Annotated in this window: 25 protein-coding genes; 17 read left to right on the plus strand and 8 right to left on the minus strand. The window is 37.6% G+C overall.

The features are described from left to right. The first annotated feature begins 218 nt into the window (after window positions 1-218). The 6 genes from GVK91_RS14800 to GVK91_RS14815 all read left to right on the plus strand — a co-directional run bounded on the left by GVK91_RS14800 (window position 219) and on the right by GVK91_RS14815 (window position 5657). On the plus strand, window positions 219-2858 hold the full coding sequence (locus GVK91_RS14800) for an alpha-L-rhamnosidase (protein ID WP_159729732.1): 2640 nt from the start codon (window positions 219-221) through the stop codon (window positions 2856-2858). 240 nt (window positions 2859-3098) lie between these two features. Further along, on the plus strand, window positions 3099-3353 hold the full coding sequence (locus GVK91_RS27380) for a hypothetical protein (RefSeq protein WP_200845629.1): 255 nt from the start codon (window positions 3099-3101) through the stop codon (window positions 3351-3353). Then, complete coding sequence (locus tag GVK91_RS27765; RefSeq protein ID WP_227550358.1) at window positions 3354-3545, plus strand: fibronectin type III domain-containing protein; 192 nt, start codon at window positions 3354-3356, stop codon at window positions 3543-3545. Window positions 3546-3551: 6 nt separating this feature from the next. Continuing rightward, complete coding sequence (locus GVK91_RS14805) at window positions 3552-4355, plus strand: metallophosphoesterase (RefSeq protein ID WP_200845631.1); 804 nt, start codon at window positions 3552-3554, stop codon at window positions 4353-4355. Window positions 4356-4474: 119 nt separating this feature from the next. Further along, complete coding sequence (locus GVK91_RS14810; RefSeq protein ID WP_159729734.1) at window positions 4475-4954, plus strand: GNAT family N-acetyltransferase; 480 nt, start codon at window positions 4475-4477, stop codon at window positions 4952-4954. A 166-nt stretch (window positions 4955-5120) separates the two neighbouring features. Further along, window positions 5121-5657, plus strand: a complete 537-nt coding sequence (locus tag GVK91_RS14815) for a GNAT family N-acetyltransferase (protein WP_153848484.1) — start codon at window positions 5121-5123, stop codon at window positions 5655-5657. A 24-nt stretch (window positions 5658-5681) separates the two neighbouring features. Here GVK91_RS14815 and GVK91_RS14820 read toward each other — a convergent pair whose 3' ends face one another. The 3 genes from GVK91_RS14820 to GVK91_RS27635 all read right to left on the minus strand — a co-directional run bounded on the left by GVK91_RS14820 (window position 5682) and on the right by GVK91_RS27635 (window position 7219). After that, window positions 5682-6539 (minus strand): alpha/beta hydrolase, encoded by an 858-nt coding sequence (locus GVK91_RS14820; protein WP_153848483.1) that lies wholly within the window; start codon window positions 6537-6539, stop codon window positions 5682-5684. Between the two features lie 172 nt (window positions 6540-6711). Next, window positions 6712-6933, minus strand: a complete 222-nt coding sequence (locus GVK91_RS14825; RefSeq protein ID WP_075991379.1) for a methyltransferase type 11 — start codon at window positions 6931-6933, stop codon at window positions 6712-6714. 157 nt (window positions 6934-7090) lie between these two features. After that, the gene (locus tag GVK91_RS27635) at window positions 7091-7219 is read right to left on the minus strand and encodes a hypothetical protein (RefSeq protein WP_256602545.1); all 129 of its coding nucleotides are present in this window, start codon (window positions 7217-7219) and stop codon (window positions 7091-7093) included. 763 nt (window positions 7220-7982) lie between these two features. On the opposite strand from GVK91_RS27635, the gene GVK91_RS14830 reads away from it, so the two are divergent. Continuing rightward, window positions 7983-10442 carry a glutaminyl-peptide cyclotransferase gene (locus GVK91_RS14830; protein ID WP_159729736.1) on the plus strand — a complete coding sequence of 820 codons (2460 nt, stop codon included), beginning with the start codon at window positions 7983-7985 and terminating at the stop codon, window positions 10440-10442. 71 nt (window positions 10443-10513) lie between these two features. Here GVK91_RS14830 and GVK91_RS14835 read toward each other — a convergent pair whose 3' ends face one another. Beyond that, window positions 10514-11113, minus strand: coding sequence for an HD family hydrolase (locus GVK91_RS14835; RefSeq protein WP_235032931.1), 600 nt, complete (start codon window positions 11111-11113; stop codon window positions 10514-10516). 178 nt (window positions 11114-11291) lie between these two features. Between GVK91_RS14835 and GVK91_RS14840 the strand changes: the two genes are divergently transcribed. The 6 genes from GVK91_RS14840 (at window position 11292) to GVK91_RS14865 (ending at window position 17054) form a co-directional block, all read left to right on the plus strand. After that, complete coding sequence (locus GVK91_RS14840; RefSeq protein ID WP_159729738.1) at window positions 11292-12314, plus strand: LLM class flavin-dependent oxidoreductase; 1023 nt, start codon at window positions 11292-11294, stop codon at window positions 12312-12314. A 12-nt stretch (window positions 12315-12326) separates the two neighbouring features. Beyond that, the gene (locus tag GVK91_RS14845) at window positions 12327-13448 is read left to right on the plus strand and encodes an NAD(P)-binding domain-containing protein (RefSeq protein WP_159729740.1); all 1122 of its coding nucleotides are present in this window, start codon (window positions 12327-12329) and stop codon (window positions 13446-13448) included. Window positions 13449-13611: 163 nt separating this feature from the next. Continuing rightward, entirely contained in the window at window positions 13612-14523 is a 912-nt protein-coding gene (locus tag GVK91_RS14850) for a hypothetical protein (protein WP_159729742.1), read from the plus strand. A gap of 145 nt (window positions 14524-14668) precedes the next feature. Continuing rightward, window positions 14669-15442 carry an AraC family transcriptional regulator gene (locus GVK91_RS14855; RefSeq protein ID WP_159729744.1) on the plus strand — a complete coding sequence of 258 codons (774 nt, stop codon included), beginning with the start codon at window positions 14669-14671 and terminating at the stop codon, window positions 15440-15442. A gap of 409 nt (window positions 15443-15851) precedes the next feature. Then, window positions 15852-16142 carry an anthrone oxygenase family protein gene (locus GVK91_RS27770; protein WP_369073911.1) on the plus strand — a complete coding sequence of 97 codons (291 nt, stop codon included), beginning with the start codon at window positions 15852-15854 and terminating at the stop codon, window positions 16140-16142. A 408-nt stretch (window positions 16143-16550) separates the two neighbouring features. Then, window positions 16551-17054 carry a hypothetical protein gene (locus tag GVK91_RS14865; RefSeq protein WP_159729748.1) on the plus strand — a complete coding sequence of 168 codons (504 nt, stop codon included), beginning with the start codon at window positions 16551-16553 and terminating at the stop codon, window positions 17052-17054. Window positions 17055-17581: 527 nt separating this feature from the next. Here the strand turns inward: GVK91_RS14865 and GVK91_RS14870 are convergent. Further along, on the minus strand, window positions 17582-18388 hold the full coding sequence (locus GVK91_RS14870) for a LexA family transcriptional regulator (RefSeq protein WP_153848475.1): 807 nt from the start codon (window positions 18386-18388) through the stop codon (window positions 17582-17584). A gap of 341 nt (window positions 18389-18729) precedes the next feature. On the opposite strand from GVK91_RS14870, the gene GVK91_RS14875 reads away from it, so the two are divergent. Next, on the plus strand, window positions 18730-19302 hold the full coding sequence (locus GVK91_RS14875) for a hypothetical protein (RefSeq protein WP_153848474.1): 573 nt from the start codon (window positions 18730-18732) through the stop codon (window positions 19300-19302). A gap of 150 nt (window positions 19303-19452) precedes the next feature. Here the strand turns inward: GVK91_RS14875 and GVK91_RS14880 are convergent, their stop codons facing one another. The 3 genes from GVK91_RS14880 to GVK91_RS14890 are packed head-to-tail and all read right to left on the minus strand — an operon-like array spanning window position 19453 to window position 20783. Then, on the minus strand, window positions 19453-19968 hold the full coding sequence (locus GVK91_RS14880) for a hypothetical protein (RefSeq protein WP_153848473.1): 516 nt from the start codon (window positions 19966-19968) through the stop codon (window positions 19453-19455). Further along, window positions 19925-20302 (minus strand): hypothetical protein, encoded by a 378-nt coding sequence (locus tag GVK91_RS14885; protein ID WP_153848472.1) that lies wholly within the window; start codon window positions 20300-20302, stop codon window positions 19925-19927. The genes GVK91_RS14880 and GVK91_RS14885 overlap by 44 nt, the downstream gene beginning before the upstream one ends. Beyond that, window positions 20289-20783, minus strand: coding sequence for an N-acetylmuramoyl-L-alanine amidase (locus tag GVK91_RS14890; RefSeq protein WP_153848471.1), 495 nt, complete (start codon window positions 20781-20783; stop codon window positions 20289-20291). Before GVK91_RS14890 ends, GVK91_RS14885 begins: the two co-directional genes overlap by 14 nt. Before the next feature lie 717 nt (window positions 20784-21500). Here GVK91_RS14890 and GVK91_RS14895 point away from each other — a divergent pair. From GVK91_RS14895 to GVK91_RS14905, 3 genes are read left to right on the plus strand one after another with little or no spacing between them, the layout of a single operon-like run. Then, window positions 21501-22412: an SIR2 family protein gene (locus GVK91_RS14895; protein ID WP_235032932.1), complete on the plus strand. Its 912-nt coding sequence runs from the start codon at window positions 21501-21503 to the stop codon at window positions 22410-22412. A gap of 36 nt (window positions 22413-22448) precedes the next feature. After that, window positions 22449-23303 carry a DUF2071 domain-containing protein gene (locus tag GVK91_RS14900; RefSeq protein ID WP_159729750.1) on the plus strand — a complete coding sequence of 285 codons (855 nt, stop codon included), beginning with the start codon at window positions 22449-22451 and terminating at the stop codon, window positions 23301-23303. Continuing rightward, window positions 23300-23581, plus strand: a complete 282-nt coding sequence (locus GVK91_RS14905) for a hypothetical protein (RefSeq protein WP_075991365.1) — start codon at window positions 23300-23302, stop codon at window positions 23579-23581. Before GVK91_RS14900 ends, GVK91_RS14905 begins: the two co-directional genes overlap by 4 nt. The last annotated feature ends 47 nt before the right edge of the window (window positions 23582-23628 follow it).

A 23628-nucleotide genomic window follows, 5' to 3' on the forward strand; every position in this document is an offset into this window, starting at 1 on the left:
TTTTTATTTTTTGAATATTAAATACGGCCTCGATTTTCCGTTATTATTAACGAATTTATAGATAGATTTTCCAATCGACCTTAGCATAAGACAAGTTTTTCTTTAGTGTCAGGATAGTACATGACGCTTATATAAAATTTATTGCGGATAATAGCTATATTACTTTTATACTCCAAGCAACACGTTACTAATCAAATATAAAACCATCTATGAAGACTATGCTTCAAAAATTAGGAATATTAGGATTTCTGATCGTACTAAATCTCTCCACTTTCGCTCAAAAACTAGAGGTAATTGACCTAAAGGTAGAGCATCTGAGCAATCCATTGGCCGTTGAAACTGAGATTCCGAGATTGAGCTGGAAAATAACCTCTACGGAGAAAAACACACAACAAGCCGAATATGAAATCCGAGTGGGAACAGACAAAGTTTTCTTAAATAAAGATAAAGATCTAGTTTGGAAACATCGTGCTTCCACAGATCAATCTGTGTTAATTGACTACGCGGGATCTCCCCTTCAGTCAAAGAAAAAATATTTTTGGCAAGTCCGGGTAAAAGACAATCATGGCAATACATCTGCCTGGTCCACAATTGGATTCTTTCAAATGGGAATCTCAGCCTCAGATTGGTCTGCACAATGGATCACTGTCTCAGGAAAGGACACTTCGTCCCGAAGTCCACTTTTCAGAAAAGAATTCAGCCTGAAAAAAAAGATAAAATCAGCGATGGCCTATATTACGGCAAAAGGCCTATACGAAGCCAAGCTTAATGGCACCCGTATAAGTGACACATATTTTGCTCCGGGATGGACCAGTTACAAGAACCAGTTGCAATACCAAGTTTACGATGTTACAGCATTTCTTAGGGTCGGTTCGAATGTGCTGGGCGCAAGTCTTGGCAATGGCTGGTATAAAGGCCGTATTGGATTTGGAAACCAGCATAATTTCTATGGCGATACACGGGGACTGCTTTTACAACTTGAGGTCGAATATACCGACGGCACAAAGGAAACAATAAATACGGATGAGAACTGGAAGTATACTTATGGGCCTATTATGGCGTCGGATATCTATGATGGAGAGATTTACGATGCTAGAATGGAGATTACTGGATGGGATAATATTGATTTTAAAGAAGATAGCAACTGGAAGAATGTAAATGTGATGAACAAAGGAACGGAAAAGCTTATCGCGATGAGCGGTCCTCCTGTTAGGAAACATGAGCAGTTTAAAGCCCTCAGCATTTTTAAAACCCCAAAAGGGGAAACTGTGGTAGATTTTGGGCAAAATTTGGTGGGATGGGTGATTTTGAAGGCACAGGGCCCTACTGGAACAAAGATTACGATAAGTCATGCTGAAGTACTTACTAAAGAAGGTAATTTTTATACAACAAATCTACGATCTGCCAAAGCTCAGGACAGCTATATTTTAAAAGGCGGGGCCGAACAAGTCTTTGAACCGCATTTTACTTTTCAGGGTTTTAGATATGTAAAAGTTGAGGGCTATCCCGGAGAATTAAAATCCGATGATCTAACGGCCGTGGCTCTCTATTCTGATATGGCGACAACGGGTAAATTTACGACTTCCAATCCCCTAATCAACCAATTGCAGCACAATATTCAATGGGGACAAAAAGGAAATTTCCTAGACGTACCTACCGACTGTCCACAACGCGATGAACGCTTAGGTTGGACAGGCGATGCACAAGCTTTCGCGAATACCGCGGCTTACAACATGGATGTAGCAGGATTCTTCACGAAATGGCTAAAGGATGTCAAAGCTGACCAACAACCCAGCGGACTCATTCCTCATGTCGTACCAAATGTACTCGGAATCAATGATGGTGCGTCAGCTGGTTGGGCCGATGTAGCCACAATTATTCCTTGGGATATGTACCGCGCTTATGGAGATCGCAGAATATTGGAAACACAATACGAGAGTATGCAAAAATGGGTGGGTTATATTACTTCTGTTGCGAAAAATAATCTCTGGAATTCAGGTTTTCATTTTGGGGATTGGCTTTTTTACCGTCCGAATGATGATAATGATGGAAGAGCCGCTGTAACCGATAAATATCTAATCGCACAGACTTTTTATGCTCACTCGACGCAACTACTGATTAACGCAGCGGAGGTCTTAGGCAAAAAAGAAGACGTTGCCAAATACACGGCATTACTTTCTAACATCAAAGCAGCCTTTGCAAAGGAGTATATGACTCCAACAGGTCGCCTCGTATCCGGTACACAGACTGCTTACGTACTGGCACTGCAATTTGATATGTTGCCTGAAGGATTACGAGCCGCATGTGCTGATCGCCTTGTTGCCAACATCCGGGATTATGGCAACCACCTCACGACAGGTTTCTTGGGCACCCCTTATATATGCCATGTCTTAACTCGATTTGGACATAATGACGTTGCATACGATCTATTGATGCAAGAGAGTTATCCCTCGTGGCTCTACCCCGTGAAAATGGGCGCTACCACCATCTGGGAAAGATGGGATGGTATTAAACCTGATGGATCTTTTCAAACTCCAGACATGAATTCCTATAACCATTACGCCTATGGCGCCATTGGTGACTGGATGTATCGAACAATAGCTGGAATTAACTCGGCAGCAGATGCTCCGGGTTATAAATCTATCGTTATTGCCCCAAAACCGGGAGGTAAATTAACACAGGCATCTGCAGAACTTGAAACGGTGTACGGTACGGTAAAATCGGCCTGGGTCTTAGAGAATAATCTATTGAAACTAGATGTCACCGTCCCGGCAAATACACGGGCAAAAATTGTACTCGTTGATTCCAGCCATGATATAGGTTCGGGTACTTATCATTTTGAAAGTAGTGTCAAATAAACATAAAAGCCACGTCTCACGACGTGGCCTTAAACTAAACATATGAAACAATTGTATTTTCTGTATCAACAGCTGGAAGATTTTTTAACTCTTTACCTGAAATTTTTGATATCTCTACAATAGCTTTTGTGCAGAAGGTACTTTCATAAGTGATTGCCACACCCTCGTCAATAATACCGAGTGTTTCGACCAAGGTGAAGACTATTTTGCCACCTTTTAGTCTAGCAAGACTGTTACATTATGATTGATGGCTTTTTTACACATTTTTATATCTTTAAATTGAAAAAAATCATTTACGGAGGAACATCAATTATAGACCCAAGCACTAAAATGACGAAACTAAAATGCATCATCCTATTGTTGTTCTTCAATCGTTTTATGGCAGTTGGTCAGGATGCGATTAGAATAAATCACTTACCTTTCATTCAAGGTTTGACAGAGCAATCTGTTTCTATAATTTGGACAACAGACAAACCAGCTACCGGTTGGGTTTAGTTGGCCCTAGATGACTCCAGCCACTTTTACTTTAAAGAAAGGACAAAATATTATGCGGCTGCCTATGGTTTTAAAAAAGTGGGGACGCTGCATCAAGTAACATTGACCAACTTGAAACCCGGAACACGTTACCGGTATAGAGTATATAGCCAGGAAGTCCTCAAACATGTTGGTGTCAATGTACACTATTGAAAGGTAGTGGCCACTGATGTCTATCAAAAGGCACCCCTATTTTTCCAAACCTTTGGCAAGGCTACATCTACCCATTTCACAGTTGTCAATGATATTCATGAACGCAACGAGATTCTCGACAAGCTGTTAGATGTTGGCGATCTAAAGACAAGTGATTTTGTGGTCTTTAATGGCGACATGGTAAATAACCTACTAACTGAAGCACAGATGTATGATGGGTTTATGGATACAGCTATTAAAAGATTCGCCAGTGAAAAGCCAATGTTTTACTCAAGAGGAAATCACGAAACACGAGGACCTTTTGCCATTGCGTATCCCAAATATTTCCCAACACCAACAGGTAAACTGTATGACCAATTTAGGCATGGAAATGCTGGTTTTATCATTTTAGATTGTGGTGAAGATAAACCCGATACCGACATTGAATATAGTGGCATTGTAGATATGGATAACTATAGAAGCGAACAAGCGGCCTGGTTAGCTCAAGCTATTGAAGATCCGTCATTTAAAGATGCCAAATATAAGATCGTAATCTGTCATATGCCCCCTTTTGGTGGATGGCATGGGGAACAAGAGATTTTGGAGAAATTTGTTCCTATCCTCAACAAAGCAGGAATACAGATCATGCTATCAGGACATTTACATAGACACATCATCAAAAATGCGACAAATACGATACAATTTCCGGTCATTGTAAATTCCAACAATAATGTGCTTCGCGTAGATTTAGACGATGAAAAAGGAATCTTCAAAATTCTCGATCAGCAGGGGAAAACGGTGGACCAAGTGATCATTAACCCGTTAAAATAAAACAACAAATTTGCTCATGAATGAGGACTATACGGCCATAACCGTATGTTGTAAAACTACCATGTAGATAGTTTAACTCTATTCTTTATAATTCAGCAAATTATGGTAAATTAATATAAATGAATACAATATCGACTGAATATCTGATGACCTCAGAACTTGACAGGAACGAAAAAATTGCTATCATGGGATTATGGAATGAAGAATATCCCGCAGTTATGGCATATTCCAGCCTATCGACCTTTGAGAACTATTTGGAAAGCTTAGGCCAACCACAACACATCCTTGTCAAACAAAATCAACAAATTGTCGGTTGGTGTTCAAAATTTGATCGCGATACAAAACGCTGGTTTCTTATTATACTTTCAAGTCTTTTACACAAAAAAAGAATAGGTTCCAATCTACTTGACAGATTGAAATCTGAAGAAACGGAGCTTAACGGCTGGGTGATAGACCATCACATGGAGAAAAAAAATAATAATTGCCTGTATAATTCACCGCTAGGTTTCTATATGAAAAATGGTTTTGAAGTCGAACCGAATCAACGTCTTGAGACTTCCAACCTATCAGCAGTAAAAATAAAATGGTCAAGAAGATAGCGCAGTGCTAATAGCAAATCGTACTGCCGTCAATTTCTAACAAAAAAGCTTCGAAAGAGCCAAGAAAAACGACCCCATGTGCATCTATCAGGGGAACGAGCATTAGCTGAAGAGCCTTTAAACCTGAATAAATTTTGAAAATAATGAATGCATTATACCTTAAACCATGGTCAACTTAAAACCACTCTCTGTTGAAGATGTCTCACCATTTTATGAATGGCTCAATGACGATTTATCTATTAAATATTCCCTCTCTCTTTTTCAGTCACTCCGATCAAAGGATCATATAGACAATTGGTTTTTATCCGTTGTCAACGATTCTAAAAATTTTAATCGTGGAATTTTCCTAAACGATTCGAATAAACTGATTGGGTATGCGGGCATTTGTAATATTTCAAAGCTAAACAGATCCGGAGAGTATTTTATCTTTATAGGGGATCGCCAAGAATGGGGGAAAGGGATAGGCTCTTTAGTTACCAAATTAATCCTAGATATAGGGTTTGGAAATCTAGGGCTCAATAGAATTATGCTTACGGTATCTAAACCGAATTATGCAGCGATAAAAGCATATGGAAACGCAGGATTTCAATTGGAAGGAAGAATGCGTAAAGCCTGTTTTAGGGATAATCAATTTCACGACAAGCTATTGATGTCAATCCTGGAAGATGAATGGCACGATAGAAGAAACCTAGGTATAAAATAAAATTAATCGCTACATATCCCCACACTATTTTGAATAAAATGTTTTTGGATACAACTTCTTAAAAGCGTTGTAGACCGCTTGATGTATTACAGTGGAATGCAATTCATCAGGCATGTAATCAAATACAAAATGAATTTTTTTATTGTTATTAAGTATATCAGATAACGCTATGGCTTCGTCATACATTCTCACATCTTCTTCTTTATTGGGCACACCAAGATAAACTTTTACATCTTTTTTCAAATTACCTTGTAGAAACTTCTCCGCTTTTTTCAATAATGACTCCTCGCCCCACCACAAACTTGGGCTTATAATGATATAGTCATCAAATAGTTCGGGTTGTTTTAATAGTATCTCTACGGAAAGAAGTCCCGCCAGTGATTCTCCTATTAAAGTCTGTTTTCCATTCGATTTATAATTGCCACTTATGTAAGGAATCAATTCATTTTTCATGAAGGTTCTATATTTATCGGAACCACCATACGAGGGAAAGCTAGCTTTTTGAAAACCTTCCTTTTCTATAAAATCTGTATTTTCAACAGGGAAGGTAAAATCTCTTCTACGTGTATTTCCACCTATTCCAACAACAATACTTTGAGGGAATCTATCGATCCAGGGTTGTGTACTGAAACGGACAATACCCGCAATATGAAAAAAATCTTCATCAACACCACCATCAAGAACATATACAATTGGATAGCGAACAGAATCATTGGGGTTATAATTGTCGGGAAGATAAATGTTGATCATTCTGTCTTCACCCAAAACTTTTGAATGCAAAATCTCTGACCTCCCCATCAATAAAGGAGTACCATTTTGTGCCAAACAATCTGTATTAAAAATAAAGAAAATTAAAAGAATGAGCATTCTATTACCAATCATATCCGATATATTGCGCTTACTAACAATGTTTTTTTGAATAATCCTATATTGAAATCCTTGACTATTCGACATAATATCCCTAAGACCTGCCAACAGTTTTGTTCAACAAATTACCAGCACAATTTACAATGAAAATTAATATAATTGTTAGTTTTTTATTTTTTGAGCATAATTAAATGATTCTTTCACAACGATAACCCCACTCAAACATCTTTCTAACAATGCTGTTGGTCTCAATTTCCAATTGTGAAGATTCAATTCTTAGAATACGTTCTTCATCGTCAAGATCGAAGTTAATTTTATAAGAGGAAAACAGGCTGACAAGAGTTGCAACAATTCGCTGTGCATCCTTCATTCGATAAACATTGGTTTTAAATATTTCGACTCGTTTCATTAGATCTGATTAAGTTCAATTCAAGAAATACGGTGTTAATCCTATTCTATTTACTCATTCTAAACTACAATACAGCGCGTGCAACAGCTACAAAATTTAGATAAATACAGTAAAAAACTCGGTAAGTATGGTAAATTAAACGGTAAACACCAGGTTGCTATTTGATAACTGAATTATAACCGTTCATAAATCCCTGAATAAGTTCAGGTAGATTCAATAATAGAAATACGCAAATGACAATAGCAATAATGGCATAAAAAAACCACGACGAACTTTTCTTTTTCATAACAAGCTATTTAAGAATAATCAATTTAAAAATATAGGCTTCACAAAGATGGGAATTGCGCTAGAGCGCTGCAAAAACAGAACAGACACTATAACATACCCTCTTGATTTTCAATATAACCCAATATACGAAATTAATCTATATAACAATAAAGTAATTTAAAAAATTATATTTTTCAAAAAATAAAAACAGTCACTTCAAATAAGAAAGTTAATGTTACAAAATAGAATCTTTGTAATCCATATATAGTTGAACCTTATCTTGTCGCATATTGTGTAGGATACTGGGCTTAATAGCGCGATTGATTGAAGATTTATATTCTACTATAGTGTCCCCAATATTGGCCTGAGGATCTTTAGTTTTCACGTTGGTAGAGATGGTTATCAATCCTACTATAGTTAAAATTACCAATGAATTAAAGAAGTGTATCATAAATAAAGATTGAATAGTTTATCAATCCAATTTCAAAAAATAAACTTTAAAAAACCATAAGTTTTCGGTGAAAGAACAATTCCCATCGGTAAACAACAGACTTTTACCTATAAACCGATCAGCTTTTGCTATAAACAATTACACAAGAGAATTCCATACTAAATTTTCTGTCATATATTATTTTTTTTTGCAAACAGATTTTCAGAGGCTCTTGACCATACTAAAAAACAACGCGTTATAACCTACGCTAAGTTCGCGGTCCAATATTAAGTTTTCTTTAATTTTGATGCTTCCTATTTAGTCTGACTACTCAATTTCGTAAATATGTCCCATGAAAAGAATAGGAACATTCATTTTGACAACGTGCATGTTTGCAACCTCGCAGCTCACGTTCAGTCAAAACAATATACAAAATAGGATTAGTTCAATTTTGGAAAGCAATAAGGTTGGACTACCAAATGGCTGGACACTAATCCCTGTTGGGAAACAAATAGAACTCGGAGATTTACCGCTGAACTTAGTTATCAGTCATCATAAAAAGCTGGCAGCTGTCAGCAACAATGGACAAAGTACACAAACAATAGATCTTATCGATCTAGCTTCACAACGAAAAATCGATAGTATTGCTATACCAAAATCTTGGTATGGATTGGCCTTTTCGAGCGATGATAATACACTGTATGCTTCTGGAGGACATGATAACATGATCAGGATCTATAAGATCAACGGTGAAAAAATTGCATTCAAAGATTCTATTGTTCTTGGCAAGCCATGGCCCAATAAAATAGGGATAGCTGGATTGGCTGTAGATGATAAAAACAAACAGCAATTATACACCGTCACCAGAGAAGATAAAAAACTATATGTCGTAGACTTAAAAACCAAAGCAACGAAAGCAACTTATGATTTGGGAGCTGAGGGTTATACCTGTCAGCTTACACCTGATGCAAAACAACTCTATATCAGTGTCTGGGGTGGAGAAAAGATTTTAGTATGGGATGTTACACAAAATAAGATAACCAAAGAGATTCCTGTAGGTAGCCACCCAAATGAAATTACGTTTAGTAAAAATGGTAAATGGCTTTTTGTCGCCAACGCAAACGACAACTCGGTATCCATAATCGATACCAAAACAGGCGCAGTGGTAGAAACATTGAATGCGGCATTGTATCCTAATGCTCCAAGTGGATCGACCAGCAATGGTGTTGCTTTGTCCACAGATGATAAAACCCTTTACATAGCCAATGCAGACAACAATTGTTTAGCAGTATTCGACGTAAGTAAGCCTGGCCGATCTATTTCGAAAGGATTTATTCCAGTGGGCTGGTATCCAACGAATGTAAAAGTAGTCGGTAAAACAATTCTGGTTACAAATGGCAAAGGCTTATCATCCAAAGCTAATCCACAAGGCCCTAATCCGACAGACCAAAAGGAAAAAGTCGATCGTCATGCGGGCGACCTCAACAAACCAAAAGAGATACAATATATTGCTGGTCTTTTTAGGGGAACGTTAAGCTTTATACCCGATCCTAAACCAGAAGAACTCGCCCTATATTCTCGTGCGGTATACCGGAATACGCCCTATTCGAAAGAAAAGGAGCTGCAAACAGAGGGTGAAGTCGGCAACCCTATCCCAATGAAAGTTGGAGACCCCTCTCCGATCAAATACGTATTTTATGTCATCAAAGAAAATCGTACCTACGATCAAGTTCTAGGTGATGTTAAACAAGGAAATGGAGACACTTCACTTTGTTTATTCGGCGAAAAAATCACACCTAATCAACACAAAATTGTCAATGAATTTGCACTTCTAGACAATTTCTATGTCGATGCGGAAGTTAGTGCGGATGGGCACAATTGGAGTATGGGTGCTTATGCCACCGACTATCTCGAGAAAACCTGGCCATCAAGCTATGGCGGTCGCGGCGGTACTTATGGAGGAGAAGGGGAACGAGAAATAGCCAACAATAAAGGCGGATTTATTTGGGATAATGCCAAGCGACATCAGGTATCTTATCGCACCTATGGTGAATTCGCAGACAAAGGAAAACCTAACGTAAAATCTTTGGAAGGGCATGTTGCCACTGGATATACAAGTTATGACTTGAGTGTTGCCGACACCACACGTATAAGACAATGGAAAGCTGATTTTGATCAACTCATCCAAAAAGGAGAAATGCCCCAATTGACAACCATTCGAATCAGTAATGACCATACGGAAGGGATGCGTGCCGGCAAAAAGTCCCCTTATGCACATGTAGCGGACAATGACCTCGCTGTTGGGATGTTTGTCGATCATATCAGCAAGAGTCCAATATGGAAAGAATCTGCGATCTTTATACTGGAAGATGATGCCCAGAATGGTCCTGATCATGTGGATGCACACCGTAGTCCGGCCTATTTGATTAGTCCCTATGTAAAAAGAAGATCTGTAGATCACACCATGTATTCAACCTCAGGGATGATTAGAACAATAGAGCTGATTTTAGGAATGAAACCCATGACGCAATACGACGCCGCTGCAACACCCATGTGGCGATCGTTTAGCACTAGCCCCGACTATACTCCATTTGACCATATCGACGCAAATGTAGATCTCAACGAGCGCAATCCAAGTAAAGGGAAATTAGCTATATGGAGTGACAAATATGATTGGTCGAAAGAAGACGCTGTGCCTGATTTGGTATTCAATGAAATTCTATGGCAGGGACTTAAAGGTGAATCCGCTCCAGCTCCAAAAAGAGCCGCCTTCCTAAAGGTAAGCGAAAAAAAAGAGGATGATGACGATTAATGTATATTTATAAAACCACAATGGTCAGCAATAGTATCGAGATTACTGCTGGCCATTGATCAGTATCCTAACTACTTTCCCTTTTTGAGAATCCCTCGAGCAACTCCAGCATCGATCAATTTTTCTGCATATTCCCACAATACTGCTGAGCCATCCTTAATGACAGATTTTTTTGCATAAACCTTTTCATAATTTACACCAGGTTCATTCCAGGTTCCACCATTATTGGAACTATTCTGTAAAAGTGGCTCCAATCGATCCATCGCTCGCGCGAACTGTGCTTCTGGCGTTTGACCAGCTTCAAATTCTTCCCAGATCGCAATGAGTTCCTCCGCTTGCTCCCCAGGCAAAATTCCAAAAATCCGCTGAGCTGCCAAACGCTCCGCACCTGTATTGGTATGATTTTTTTCTGTATCATAGATAAAAGTATCACCTGCATCAATTTCGACGATATCGTGTATCAATACCATTTTGACTACCTTCAATAAATCCACGGATTGATTTGCGTGTTCTGAAAGTACAATAGCCATGAGGGCAAGATGCCAACTATGTTCAGCGTCATTTTCGGGACGGTCACTATTGAAAAGTTTTGTCCTGCGCTGGATATATTTAATCTTATCAATCTCCTTAATAAACTCGATCTGTTGTAATAATTTGTCTGAAAGCATCATCCTGAATCACTTATACAATTGAATAATACATAAAATTACTCTTTTTGAGCCACAGCCTACTTGTCATTTGGCAAATTCATTCAAACCATATATTATTGACACCCATCGGACAATCCAAACTACCGATATAATCGCAACATTTATTAAATTTGATTGACATCAAATCCCATTGTGATTTATGAAAAAAATAGGCTTTTTATCTTTTGGCCATTGGTCCAAGCATCCCGCATATAGTACGCAGACCGCAAGCGATACTTTATTGCAATCCATCGATCTAGCAGTAGCTGCTGAAGAAATAGGCATAGATGGTGCATATTTCCGTGTACACCATTTTGCGAATCAGCTAGCATCTCCTTTTCCTTTATTATCGGCCATTGGAGCCAAAACCTCAAAAATTGAGATCGGCACCGGTGTCATCGATATGCGCTATGAAAACCCCCTTTATATGGTGGAAGACGCGGGAGCTGCAGATCTAATCTCCGGGGGCAGATTGCAGCTCGGCATCAGCAGAGGATCGCCTGAACAAGTAATAGATGGTTGGCGTTACTTTGGTTACAATATCAACGAGGGCGAAACAGATGCTGATATGGGAAGGCAAAAAGCATTGGAATTTTTAGAAAAACTTAAAGGAATTGGTTTCGCTGAACCAAATCCCTATCCAATGTTTCCAAACCCGCCCGGTTTGCTGAGACTCGAACCCCATTCGGAAGGGTTACGTGATCGTATCTGGTGGGGAGCAGCATCGAATGCCACGGCTGTATGGGCTGCTCAAAACAAGATGCACCTGCAAAGTTCCACTTTGAAATATGATGAAAATGGCAAACCTTTTCATATTCAGCAGGCCGAACAAATACGTTTATACAAAGAGGCCTGGAAGGAAGCAGGGCACTCTGGTGAACCCCGCGTTTCGGTCAGTCGATCCATATTCGCTCTGGTCGATGATTTAGATCGTTATTACTTCGGGCAAGAGGCTGACAAAACAGATAAAATTGGGGTAATCGAATCGGACAAGCGGACGATTTTTGGGCGAAGTTATGCCGCAGAACCAGATCAACTCGTGAAAGAACTAGCGCAAGATGAAGCAATACAGGAAGCAGACACGCTATTATTGACCATTCCAAATACGCTAGGGGTCGACTACAATGTCCACATTCTTTCAGCCATTTTGGAACACGTAGCTCCCGAACTTGGTTGGCGTTAACTCCGCTCTCGTATGATAAAGAACATTCGCTACAAAACAAAAATTGCAGTCATTGGTGCGGGTCAGGCTGGACTTTCTGCTGCTTATCATTTGAAGAAGCTCGGACTTAAAATCGGGCCGGATTTTATCATCCTGGATGAAGCCTCTGCACCCGGAGGAGCCTGGCAATTTCGCTGGGACTCCCTTACCTTAAGTACAGTCAATAAAATACACGATTTGCCCGGCATGTCGTTTGAGGAGACTTTATCAACAAAAGGGGCGGAAGTTCAAGCCAACACCGCTGTTCCCCATTATTTTAAACTTTATGAAGAAAAATTTGAACTTCAAGTATATCGACCAGCTAAAGTAGAAAAAGTCTACATGTACCAAGATCGCTTTCATATCGATACGGCAGAAACTCTTTTCTCAGCACTCGGTATTATCAACGCCACTGGAACATGGGAAAACCCCTATATTCCTACCTATCCAGGTGCAGAATTATTTCGGGGCGAGCAACTTCACACAAAGGATTTTAAAACTGCAGAGTATTTTCGTGGCAAACATGTTATTGTTGTCGGAGCTGGTATTTCCGCCATTCAGCTATTGGACCAAATTTCCCAGGTTACAACGACAACCTGGGTAACACGACGACCGCCTTTATTCAGAGAGGGGCCATTTGATGACATGGCTGGCCATAATGCGGTTGCTATGGTAGAAGAACGTGTACGATTAGGGCTTTCACCTTTGTCTGTCGTTTCCGTTACGGGCCTCCCCTATTCTACAGAAATCCAGGAGATGGAAAAACGGGGTGTCCTTCAACGTTTTCCAATGTTTCAAGAAATAACCGAAAAGGGGATCAAATGGGCCGATGGAACAGAACAAAAAGCAGATGTTATACTTTGGAATACAGGTTTTAAAAGTTCATTGAGCCATCTAGACGCAGTGCTACCAAAAGAAAAACAGGGCGGCATTCAAATGGCAGGCAGACTAGCGACCATGGTCGCTAAAGAACCAAGAATTCACCTCGTGGGTTATGGTCCATCAGCATCAACAATCGGTGCAAACCGTGCAGGTAGCGCCGCAGCTAGAGAACTTCTAAAAACACTTTCAGCAGCCGACCTGAACACAAATACATTTAGTGGAAACCAGCTATAATGATAGTTTCAATTTTGAGTACAATAATAAAAAGTCAATTTATTTTGTACGCTATTTAACAACAGTACGAATCTTAAAAATTAAAACCATTATTGTCACAGTCCACTGAAACAAAGGTATACGACAGACGATCAATAATACGCACCAGCACAACTTAATTGATATGAGACGTTGCAAACAGCCATTCCGTGCAAAAATAATAAACCAGCGCTGGAAATTGTTGCTGGGACTATCCGCCGTTGCATTCTTTAGTTGTAACTCGCACAACAAGCATGTGCAATTACCGGATTCTTTTCTAGTCTACCAGGAAATCGATAGCCTAAAAACTTCGAATTACAATCTGATAGAACAAGATTGTTCTTTTATAGCAAATAAGCGTTATAGGTTTTCCGTCTTTAAGAACGACTCAGCGTGTTTCTTTCAGGTCGAAAAGCTGCAAAACAATAAATGGCACCTCATTATGCGGGATATGGATTATCGGACCAATAATTCAGGATTATCGTTTAGAGATCAAAATAAAGACGGTTTTGAAGATATTGTATGGAACAAGAAGTGGCAAGAACATGCCTATTTGTTTAATCCAAAGGTTGAAAACTTTATTGAGATAGGTGAATACCACAATAGCAAACCACTTAAAATCAAAGGGAAAACCATGCTCTATAAGCATAGTTTTCCTATTCAGTATTTCTGGAACGAAGAGAAATCCATGAACTCAATTTGCAGAGAAATCAGCGAAACACATTCAGAACTCTTTGCGATTGATGAAAATTATCAGAAAATCAGCATTGCAACATTGGATAATTTCGGCAGTTATGATTATCCCTCGGTTGACAGTTGCGTGCAGGCTATTAAATGTTATACTCCTCCCTACAGGGGACGTTACAGCAAAATAAGCATTTGGAATGTTGGGACAGCAGTGGATTCGGTCGTTTTAAAAAGTGACCTGAGTCATTACAATCCTTCATTGGATTCAAATTGGATTGCCAATTATTGGCAAAATAATTATGTTAAATTACTGGAACATGCTCAATTATTTCAGGTGAGAAGAAAAAATCCCCTTTTTTATTTCAAATAAGTCGGATTGCATGCGTAGACTTTAGACATACCATGATATTACAAATCCGCTAATGAAAATCTTAGGGCAACTCCATCTTATAATAGATTTTTCAGTATATTTAAACGTACAACAGGTCGTAATCAAAAACCAACAAAGTTAATTGATGAATTCTCAAATTATCAGCCCTGATACATCCATTACATTATTCGTAAAGGCGATCCTGGTATTTGAAAGTCAGAAAAATGATCGCGTAAACTTACCTTTTTATGCTGATGGTTACCCCGGTCTATTGTTTCAACGATGCTATGGTGATTTTACAATCAAGCCTCATGATAAAAAGATGCCGACGATTTTTCTCTATGGTCAGACAATAAAACCGATTTCAATAGATGTAACAGGACCTTTTCAGATTATCGTTTTTCAATTTTACCCATTTGTATTACGCCGATTTTGGGGTATCTCGCCCGAAAGCATAAACGACGGCTGCTATGATCTAGATGCTCCTTCAAATAGAGCCTTCCACCAACTAAGCAGTACATTATCCTCATCTTCAAACGCTGAAAACAGCATCCAACTATTAACACAATCGCTCCTCAGCTTTTTCGATAGCAAGAAATATAACATAGATTTTTCGATTCAGCGAGCAATTCTCGAAATCATCGAAAAAAAGGGCCAAATCATTATTAAGGAAATTGCAAAAAAAGAAGCATTGAACATCCGAACTTTTGAAAGAAGGTTTTTCAAGGAAACTGGGGTGTCAGCTAAACAATTCGCTAAAATGGTACAGTTTCAGGCCGCTTTGAAACAGCTTAATAGCAAAGATTTCCAAAAGCTAACGGAAGTTGTTTATGAAAATGGGTTCTCCGACCAATCGCACTTTATTCGTGTCTTTAAGACTTTCACAGGAACAACTCCAACATCATTTAACAAAAAGTAGGTTACTGTCGTTTTTATTCTATATTGACTCACTGTTTATCACAACTTTTGTATTGTCTAAGGGCGAGCTCAACGAAAGTGTGTAATTTCTTTAAGCCTCAACTTCTTCGAAATATTTGCTATAAGAAAACAATGCTTTGATAAATTAGAACACCTAGACAATTAAGTTCAGTAAAACATTGTACATCAAAAAAAATATAGACATGAAATCGCAAGACATCATTTTAGCGCTGGCAACAATATTTTCGGCTATCATATCAGGTTTGTTTTTTTCGTATACCTTTTCGGTCAATTTGGGTCTACATAAACTCAACGATAAAGCCTTTTTGATGGCCATGCAAAATATCAATAAAGAAATACTAAACTCAGCTTTTTACTGCTGTTTTCTAGGCGCACCAATTTTGTTACTCATGGCTACTATACTATTTTTTGACCTGTATTCACCTAAATTTTATCTAATCCTAGCAGCATGCCTAAGCTATATTATTGGTGTACTTGTGGTTACAGGCACCCAAAATGTACCCTTAAATAATCAATTAGCCTCGATAGACCTATCGATATCTTCAGAAAAATCGTTAAGACTTGCTCGTGACATCTTTGAAAAACCCTGGGTATTTTGGAATAACATCCGAACTTGCTCTTCTTTACTTACACTCACTTGTTTAGTTATTAACTTGGTCTTTTTTAAATCAAAAAATTGATCATAACATTGGGCTTATAGTATAAGATCAAATCCCTTACAACCTGTTTACTGACATTTCCGCCGAAATAAAACTCGAGTTTATCATTTACCTATCTCTTATAGACGAAAAAAAGCCCAAGGCATGCGAATTTAAATTCATTCCCCCCGAATTTAAATCAAGTGCTAAAACCTCTTCCTCAATACCTTACTTTTATAAAAATTGATCAACGGATGTTATTGAATGTGAGCTTAAATCATCATGAAAGCATGTATATTGATGATTCAAAGAAATCTTCAAGAAACTGCCAAAACATAAATGAGCAGAAGTTGTCTATCAATAAAAAGGGTCTTTACAATTAAAAAAGGAGCATAGCAGTATGAAGTATGTTATGCTCAAAATAATATACAATTAATGAAATTTTTCCCCATGAAAACAAAACACTTAATTTCGACATCATTGTTAGTATCTTCTGCCATAGCGTTGTTCGCATCTTGCAATGGTAGTTCTGTCGATACGGTAAAAGCTATCGAATCAAACTATGACAATCAAAACAAAACCATTACGTTAACAGGTGAATTTGATGCACCTTCCTTTACATTCTCATCAGGTAAATCAAAAACTATGGCCATGAATTTCGTAGTTAAATCTCATGCATTTAGTTCTGAAAAATTCACTGCATTCAGCGTTATATTACCTGTAGGGACAGAAAAAAACAATGTTTTATTTGAAATTCCCGCAGATCAGAAAAATTATACGCTTAAGAACTTTTATGTATTTGACGATAAGGGAGAAAAAATCAATCTAGATTCCCATACAACCTTCAAGATGAAGGGAACCGTTCACTACAGTGAAATGGAAAAACCTGAAAATGAACGGGAAAAAGATAATTTTTCCTATAAAATAACCGATGTAAGGTTTGTAAAAGACTAAAATTAACAACAATTGATAGCGTAAGAAATAAAAAAGCCAGATTTCAAAACCTGGCTTCAAAAATAAACATATGATGATTAGTAAATGGTAAGTCCATAGGTACAACTTAGTAAATAGTTCGATTTATTCAAAAATGCCTCAACCCCGCCCTGACAACCTACGCACATGTACCTATTATTTCAATTGAACGCCACGGACATGCCTGAATAATGAGCAACCAATATTCTCGTCACGTTATCAGCCTTCTTAACGTTAAATATATACTAGGAGCGCCAAGACAGCACGCAACAACATGTCCGCATACGTTCAATTTATAGTCAAATATAGAAATAAAAACTAATTATATTAGTTTTTATTTCTATATTTTTTAGCAAACACATAAAGACTTGATACGGAGAACTTTCAATTTAATAGCGGGCGATTGGATTAATTTATCGCACATATAGCCGAAACAAAAAGGTCCACCTATAAACGTTGATATGAAGAGACGAACCACCAAAACGATCATATTCTGAGTTAGGCTGTTCCTAAAGCGAACGGCTAATATCTACAACATTAAAAATTTGGTCAACATCATCTAAACTTACTTCAAAATCCGGGTATCTTGTTTTATCAGCATTTAGCGAACGAAGGGTAAGAATTCCGTTATTGACATCATGATGAGCAATTTCTTTGATAATAACTCCTTCATATTTATGTACAACAACCCAATAACGATATTTGTGGGTATGAAATTTTGATTGCCATAACTCCCTTTTAATCAAACGTCCCGTCACAATATCGCCGTCCAATACACTTGCATCGGTTCCATCGGTCATACTATCACCACTAACTTCAAAAGAACGATAGGCACCTTTATGAAACTCATTGACCGTAATAAAATGTGCCGGTAAATCGTCCATATATTCAGCATCAGAAAAGCCAGACAAATACCCGGCTTTAGCTTTCTCTGTCACAAGTTTTGTCTGCATCAAATATCGTCCTGGGGAAACTTCAAAAAATATATTATTTTTATTTTCGTCAATAAACTTGACGTCCTCCGAAAAATACCCTATTGACTTACCGTTACCAATACTAAGCATTGCTATCGTGTCGGGGTGCATTAAAGGAGTTATCTCTACTCTTTCACCCTTTCCATATAACAACCAGTCATACTGAACCTGAGGAAAAGCTGCTTGAATACGTGTTTTCATCGTAAGTCCAATAGGATACTCTCCTTTTTTAATACGCGAGTACACCTGTTCGCGTACCCCCAATAAAGACGCGAATTCACGGTTGGTAACGCGCATCTCCAAGCGTAAAACTTCAAAGTTATTATTTGGATAAGTTTCCATAGTCGATCGGGTATTTAACAAATGTTACACAAATATATAACAATCTGACACTAAGTTACACAACTTATTAAACCTAAACAAACAGACAATCAAAATAAAACAATAAAAACCTAATTACCAACAAATTATAGTTAAACAAATAAGTTTATATTTTCATATAAAAAGTAAAAATAAGCTTCGAATAAACTTGCTTGATTAACAAATTTGTTTAACTTTGTTTAACATCAATAGACTATATTAAATTCATAGAATAGACGAACAGGGTAGTAAGTAAATTAGCTATTCACTGGATTTGCAATTAGCGAGACTAGAATCAGTTCATACTTAAAGATAAAAAGAAAATGGAACAGCTCATGACACAACACCCTAGACAGCACATTGTTTACGCAGTAGATTATCATCAACGACAAAAACACAACAGTAATTTAAGAAAAGAAGAAAGCAGTACAATAACCGACAAAAATAGCTCACAAGGTATGAACTCACTATATTATTCATTCATCATGAGTTTCTTGAAAGAAAATCATCCTGAAATACTAAAATCCATCGATAAGATATATGAATCTGACCTTTCCAAAATCAGTCAAGTAATTGACTGCTATTGTCAATTTGTGGGTATACCTTCTCAACAGATTATGGGTGAATATATCAATTATAAGGATATTCAGCATCGTTACAAAGCTATCGCCGTTGTTCTACGTATTTTTCAGCCGGAAAAATTAGATAATCTAAAAACAAAAGTAAAAAGTAGCATATATAAGGAACTTGGCCCTTATTTAAAAATAAATAATGACACATTACAGAAATCTATCATCTGTGCTTGCAATCAATTTGACCTCTATCGTGATTTCAAAAAGGAAATTAAACAGATTGCCAATTATTACCTTATTGACAGGCATTTCGATGGGGTTTAGTATTATTTGCACAATCACACCAGCTCTGCTAATTCGGCAATTCTGCCCGGTTCCAAAAATATAGTCCTTGAATTTTAAATACTCAAGGACTATTTTGTGCTTCTTATCTGAATTGCATTAAAAATAATAGTAACATTTTTTAATCGGAAACTACCAAGACTCAACAAACTTACGTTTCTTTATCCACCAAATAATCAAACCGACCAATACACCGCAACCCATTAAAAAATAAAGAAGGCTTGACACCGCTGGTTTTGAAACCTCTTTTGATTGTGCTTTGCGTAGCTCCATTTTCGTTTCAATTTGTTGACGACTTTCTACCTTCTGAGCTTTCCAATTGGTATCGAACCTACTCTCAAGCTGCAGCTTTTCAGAATAATGTTCCTTTTTCGTATAGACTTTTCCCTTACGTAGCTGAAAAGCACCATCCTGCATAATCTGGATCCCTTCACCTTCAATTTGCATCACATATTCATCTGTTACCAAAGCCTCTTTATCTGATCGAACAATTTGTATATGTTCCGTGTGCTGTGCTATAGTAGCATAATTGGTATTTTTCTCTTTGACACCAAACTCTTGTGATCCCTTGGTTTTCTCAACCTTTCTAAACAAACCGCAGCTGCTAACCAGTAGCAGCATTGCGATTACCTGTAGTGTATTCTTCATTTTTAACGCGCTTTAATTCAATCTGTAACCTATTATAAAGTTTCATTAGATCATCATATTTCACTTGCAAATCCGCTAAGGTCTTAGCGCAAGACGTACGTTCGTCATTTGCCAAACGTAACCCTTCATTAAGATCTTCAATGATCGTCCGTAATTGCTCAATATCTTTCTCTAATCTATTGGCATATCCTTCCCATTTTTCAATTACCTTTCCGGCATTCTCAACATTTGTTGCCTCCACTTCAGCTTGCTGCTTGGGCCTTCCAACAAAATACCCCCCTACAGCTGTCACTACAGGGATAATCAATTTCTCCAAAATCTCAAGTAATTCCATTATAACTTCCTTTTGTTAACGGTTTAAATTTTTCCCAGGGAAACTGTATCCCTGGATCCTCCTTTCTTCCAGGCGCAATATCCGAATGCCCCAAAATCTCCCGAATTGAATAAGTACGGACAATTGTTTTACACACAGCTATCGCCACATTAATCTGTTTTTCGGTGTAGCTCTCCGTACCCTTATTTTGCAATTCAATTCCAATGCTACAATTATTCAAATCTCTTTGACCAGCCCAGGTACTAAGGCCCGCATGCCAACATTTAATATTAAATGGGGCCAATTGCGTTATAACACCATCACGGCTGATATGAAGATGGGCGGAGACCTTGCTCCGGGAATCAGTCATCCAATCAATTGCACTCGTTGCATTGGATGCACCATCGTAGTGCATAATAATATAAACGGGTTTAATAATTCCACCTTTGTTTGGTGTATCTCTATAAGAAACACCGATCAATTTGTTTTCTTTAATTTCCATATCACGAACTTTTTTATGACTTAACCTGTTTCTACGCTAAAAAAATTGCCATTGTGTATTAAAAAAGGGAAACACACTTTATCAATCGTCATTTAGCTTCTATTTTTATACAAAGTTAAGTGTGATCCTCTGTCGCAGAACGGACTATTAGCTGGATATAAGCGGTAGATTACAGATACCGAATATTACACAAAATTTTCTTCGGTGTACGCGTTCACCAAAAGTGAGTTTAACAGGACCAACTCTTCATAGTGCCCTCAAAAACAGATAATAACACAACAAAATATTACTGAAATTTATGAGGGAACATGTTAACAAGACCGTGATATCATTGTCAAGCCATATCACAACAGACCTCACATCATTGACGAGGCATCAAACATTTCCTATGCTGCTTTGTTATTTGTTTGTTATAGCATAGGATGAGTTATACCGTGAAGGCTAGGAAGTTGGTTCGCCTAGCCTTTTTTGACGAATAAAAACAACATATCTGACTGATCCGCCCATCGCAATGACATAATCATTTTTTACAGAGGTTTCAATTTACACTATATTGCTTCCATGGCCCTGCAGACAATACCATCACAAATCTAGTTGACATAAATCCTACGATTTTTTATTAAATTCGTAGGAGAGAAATCTAAATTCAATAGATTATATGTTACATCCAAAAATGCGATTGATCGACATCGTCATTTAACTTTACATGCGTGAATCTTGATTTATAATACAATGAACAAGTTTGCTTTATTAGTCGGAAACGACATTAATAATATTTCACCAGGAATAAGCTGGAGTGATTTGCTACACAAAATCAAAGAAAAGTATAAAGTCAGCTCATTAGAAAATGGACAAAAACCTTTTCCTATGTTGTATGAGGAAATATTCCTTAACGCAATTCGAGAAAAACATATTAATGAAAGAGAACTTAAAACCTATATATCGGATTGCGTCTCTCAAATCAATCAAAACGAAATACACCAATTAATTCGGGATCTTTCGATCGAAAACATAATCACCACTAACTATGAATTCAGTTTAGAAGGAGAAATCGCCACAGCAAATACCGGCTTAATCCGTGAAACGACCTACAGTGTATTTCGTAAACACCAAATCGGCAACACGAGCTATTGGCATATACACGGTGACTGCCTAAATCCATCTTCCATTAACCTAGGTTATGAACATTACTGTGGTCAATTGCAAAAAATGAGGGATTATGTGGTTAATGGGACAAATTATAATTCACAAACGGTCTACAAGGCTGCACTAATTAAAAGATTAAGCCGAAAAAAGGATACTAAACTCCAATCCTGGATTGATTTATTTTTCACACAGGATATCCACATTCTAGGTCTATCGCTTGATTTTGTAGAAATAGACCTTTGGTGGCTGCTAACCTATCGCGCCAGAAATAAGTATTATAGACGAAGCGCCTTTATTGAAAATCAACTCTTTTATTATACAACTAAAAAATGGTATGCACTCTCCAAAGATAAAATGCAATTACTTCAAGCAAACGATGTTGAAATTGTCGTTATTGACGAAACCAATAAAACTAAATACTACAAGAAAGTCCTCGCAGGCATAAAAAATAGATATAAGCTGCCCAGCAAAATTTTAAGTTGAACCACAGAGCAATTCATAGATTTTCAACTTGTTATCATGTCATTAATAGAAAAAGAATTTCGCGCTGTCAAACTCAACAAATTTACATTAAGCATTGAAAACTTTCTGAATAGTCTATTCTTGAGGAAAACAAAGTTTATACTTACCAAACCCTTTTCAGCAATAAAATTGAAAAGTGAAATTAGCCATGTAGTTTATTTAAACTGGATGGTACCTCTCGCCAAAATTCAACAATTCGTCCCCTCAGGAATTGCCCTCGATCTTATCGGTGACCATGTTTTATTTTCAGTGCTAACTTACCGCCATGGCCATTTCGGTCCTGCAAAACTATATCATTTAAAATCCTTATATGGGTCACCTCTACAGAGTAATTGGAGACTTTACATCAGTCAAACCCAAAAGCAATTTAAAGTGCCTACAGTCCTATTTCTCGCAAATGTAATGAGTAGCCAGATCTATTGCATCGGTAGTCGTTTATTCAGTAGCATGATGTATACACATCAACCTTTGGCTTTCCAACATAACCATATCGGCGTTCAAACTCACACCAAAATAATCCCTGGAAGAAGCAATGCACCAGACTTGGAGGTTGTTTGCCACCCCTGTGATCACTGGAATATTCCAAGTCAATTTCTCCATCTGTCGAAAGATATCAATCAACTCCTGAATAAAATAATTATTCAGGACCAAGCCTTAACTCCACTGGACAATGGCCTATTCCGACAGGCGAATATTGCGTTAAAGTTCGATCCAAAAGACATAAGACCTTTAAAAATTGATTTTTTTAAAAGCGAAACATTAGCTGATATCGTTCAGCATGAAAAGTGTTTTGCTTTCGAAATACCGGCGGTCTCATTTTTTATGAATCACGAAAAAACAATAAAATTATGAACTTTATCGATTTTAGTATAGCTGTATTGCTCGCGAACGCGATGCCCCATTTTATTTTTGGAATAACAAAAGTTCGCTTCTTGGGGCTTTTTGGTTATACGGCAACGGCAAATATTTGTTATGCACTATGCCAATGTATAGTCGGAATCGGTCTGTTTCATCATAAATACGGGCTAGATAAACTTTTTAGCAATGGTTTTGCACTTGGCAGCACATTAGTTCTGATACTTTATTTTATTTTCGGTAGCTTACTGCTTGTGAAGTTCCAGAAAAAATAAATATTCTTTTTCTGGAAACTCCCTTTGTTGCTCCATACAGCTTTAGG

The sequence above is a fragment of the Sphingobacterium sp. 18053 genome (assembly GCF_902706145.1).
Taxonomy (GTDB): domain Bacteria; phylum Bacteroidota; class Bacteroidia; order Sphingobacteriales; family Sphingobacteriaceae; genus Sphingobacterium; species Sphingobacterium paramultivorum.

What these genes read in the sequence shown, in the direction of transcription:
- GVK91_RS14820 (WP_153848483.1), bottom strand. Translation starts at nt 6,539, where the DNA reads ATGATTGGTAATAGAATGCTCATTCTTTTAATTTTCTTTATTTTTAAT.
- GVK91_RS14855 (WP_159729744.1), top strand. Translation starts at nt 14,669, where the DNA reads ATGAATTCTCAAATTATCAGCCCTGATACATCCATTACATTATTCGTA.
- GVK91_RS14880 (WP_153848473.1), bottom strand. Translation starts at nt 19,968, where the DNA reads ATGAAGAATACACTACAGGTAATCGCAATGCTGCTACTGGTTAGCAGC.
- GVK91_RS14885 (WP_153848472.1), bottom strand. Translation starts at nt 20,302, where the DNA reads ATGGAATTACTTGAGATTTTGGAGAAATTGATTATCCCTGTAGTGACA.
- GVK91_RS14905 (WP_075991365.1), top strand. Translation starts at nt 23,300, where the DNA reads ATGAACTTTATCGATTTTAGTATAGCTGTATTGCTCGCGAACGCGATG.
- GVK91_RS14850 (WP_159729742.1), top strand. Translation starts at nt 13,612, where the DNA reads ATGAGACGTTGCAAACAGCCATTCCGTGCAAAAATAATAAACCAGCGC.
- GVK91_RS14845 (WP_159729740.1), top strand. Translation starts at nt 12,327, where the DNA reads ATGATAAAGAACATTCGCTACAAAACAAAAATTGCAGTCATTGGTGCG.
- GVK91_RS27635 (WP_256602545.1), bottom strand. Translation starts at nt 7,219, where the DNA reads ATGAAAAAGAAAAGTTCGTCGTGGTTTTTTTATGCCATTATTGCTATT.
- GVK91_RS27770 (WP_369073911.1), top strand. Translation starts at nt 15,852, where the DNA reads ATGGCTACTATACTATTTTTTGACCTGTATTCACCTAAATTTTATCTA.
- GVK91_RS14800 (WP_159729732.1), top strand. Translation starts at nt 219, where the DNA reads ATGCTTCAAAAATTAGGAATATTAGGATTTCTGATCGTACTAAATCTC.
- GVK91_RS14865 (WP_159729748.1), top strand. Translation starts at nt 16,551, where the DNA reads ATGAAAACAAAACACTTAATTTCGACATCATTGTTAGTATCTTCTGCC.
- GVK91_RS14870 (WP_153848475.1), bottom strand. Translation starts at nt 18,388, where the DNA reads ATGGAAACTTATCCAAATAATAACTTTGAAGTTTTACGCTTGGAGATG.
- GVK91_RS14830 (WP_159729736.1), top strand. Translation starts at nt 7,983, where the DNA reads ATGAAAAGAATAGGAACATTCATTTTGACAACGTGCATGTTTGCAACC.
- GVK91_RS14840 (WP_159729738.1), top strand. Translation starts at nt 11,292, where the DNA reads ATGAAAAAAATAGGCTTTTTATCTTTTGGCCATTGGTCCAAGCATCCC.
- GVK91_RS14825 (WP_075991379.1), bottom strand. Translation starts at nt 6,933, where the DNA reads ATGAAACGAGTCGAAATATTTAAAACCAATGTTTATCGAATGAAGGAT.
- GVK91_RS14890 (WP_153848471.1), bottom strand. Translation starts at nt 20,783, where the DNA reads ATGGAAATTAAAGAAAACAAATTGATCGGTGTTTCTTATAGAGATACA.
- GVK91_RS14815 (WP_153848484.1), top strand. Translation starts at nt 5,121, where the DNA reads ATGGTCAACTTAAAACCACTCTCTGTTGAAGATGTCTCACCATTTTAT.
- GVK91_RS14875 (WP_153848474.1), top strand. Translation starts at nt 18,730, where the DNA reads ATGGAACAGCTCATGACACAACACCCTAGACAGCACATTGTTTACGCA.
- GVK91_RS14900 (WP_159729750.1), top strand. Translation starts at nt 22,449, where the DNA reads ATGTCATTAATAGAAAAAGAATTTCGCGCTGTCAAACTCAACAAATTT.
- GVK91_RS14835 (WP_235032931.1), bottom strand. Translation starts at nt 11,113, where the DNA reads ATGATGCTTTCAGACAAATTATTACAACAGATCGAGTTTATTAAGGAG.
- GVK91_RS27380 (WP_200845629.1), top strand. Translation starts at nt 3,099, where the DNA reads ATGATTGATGGCTTTTTTACACATTTTTATATCTTTAAATTGAAAAAA.
- GVK91_RS14810 (WP_159729734.1), top strand. Translation starts at nt 4,475, where the DNA reads ATGAATACAATATCGACTGAATATCTGATGACCTCAGAACTTGACAGG.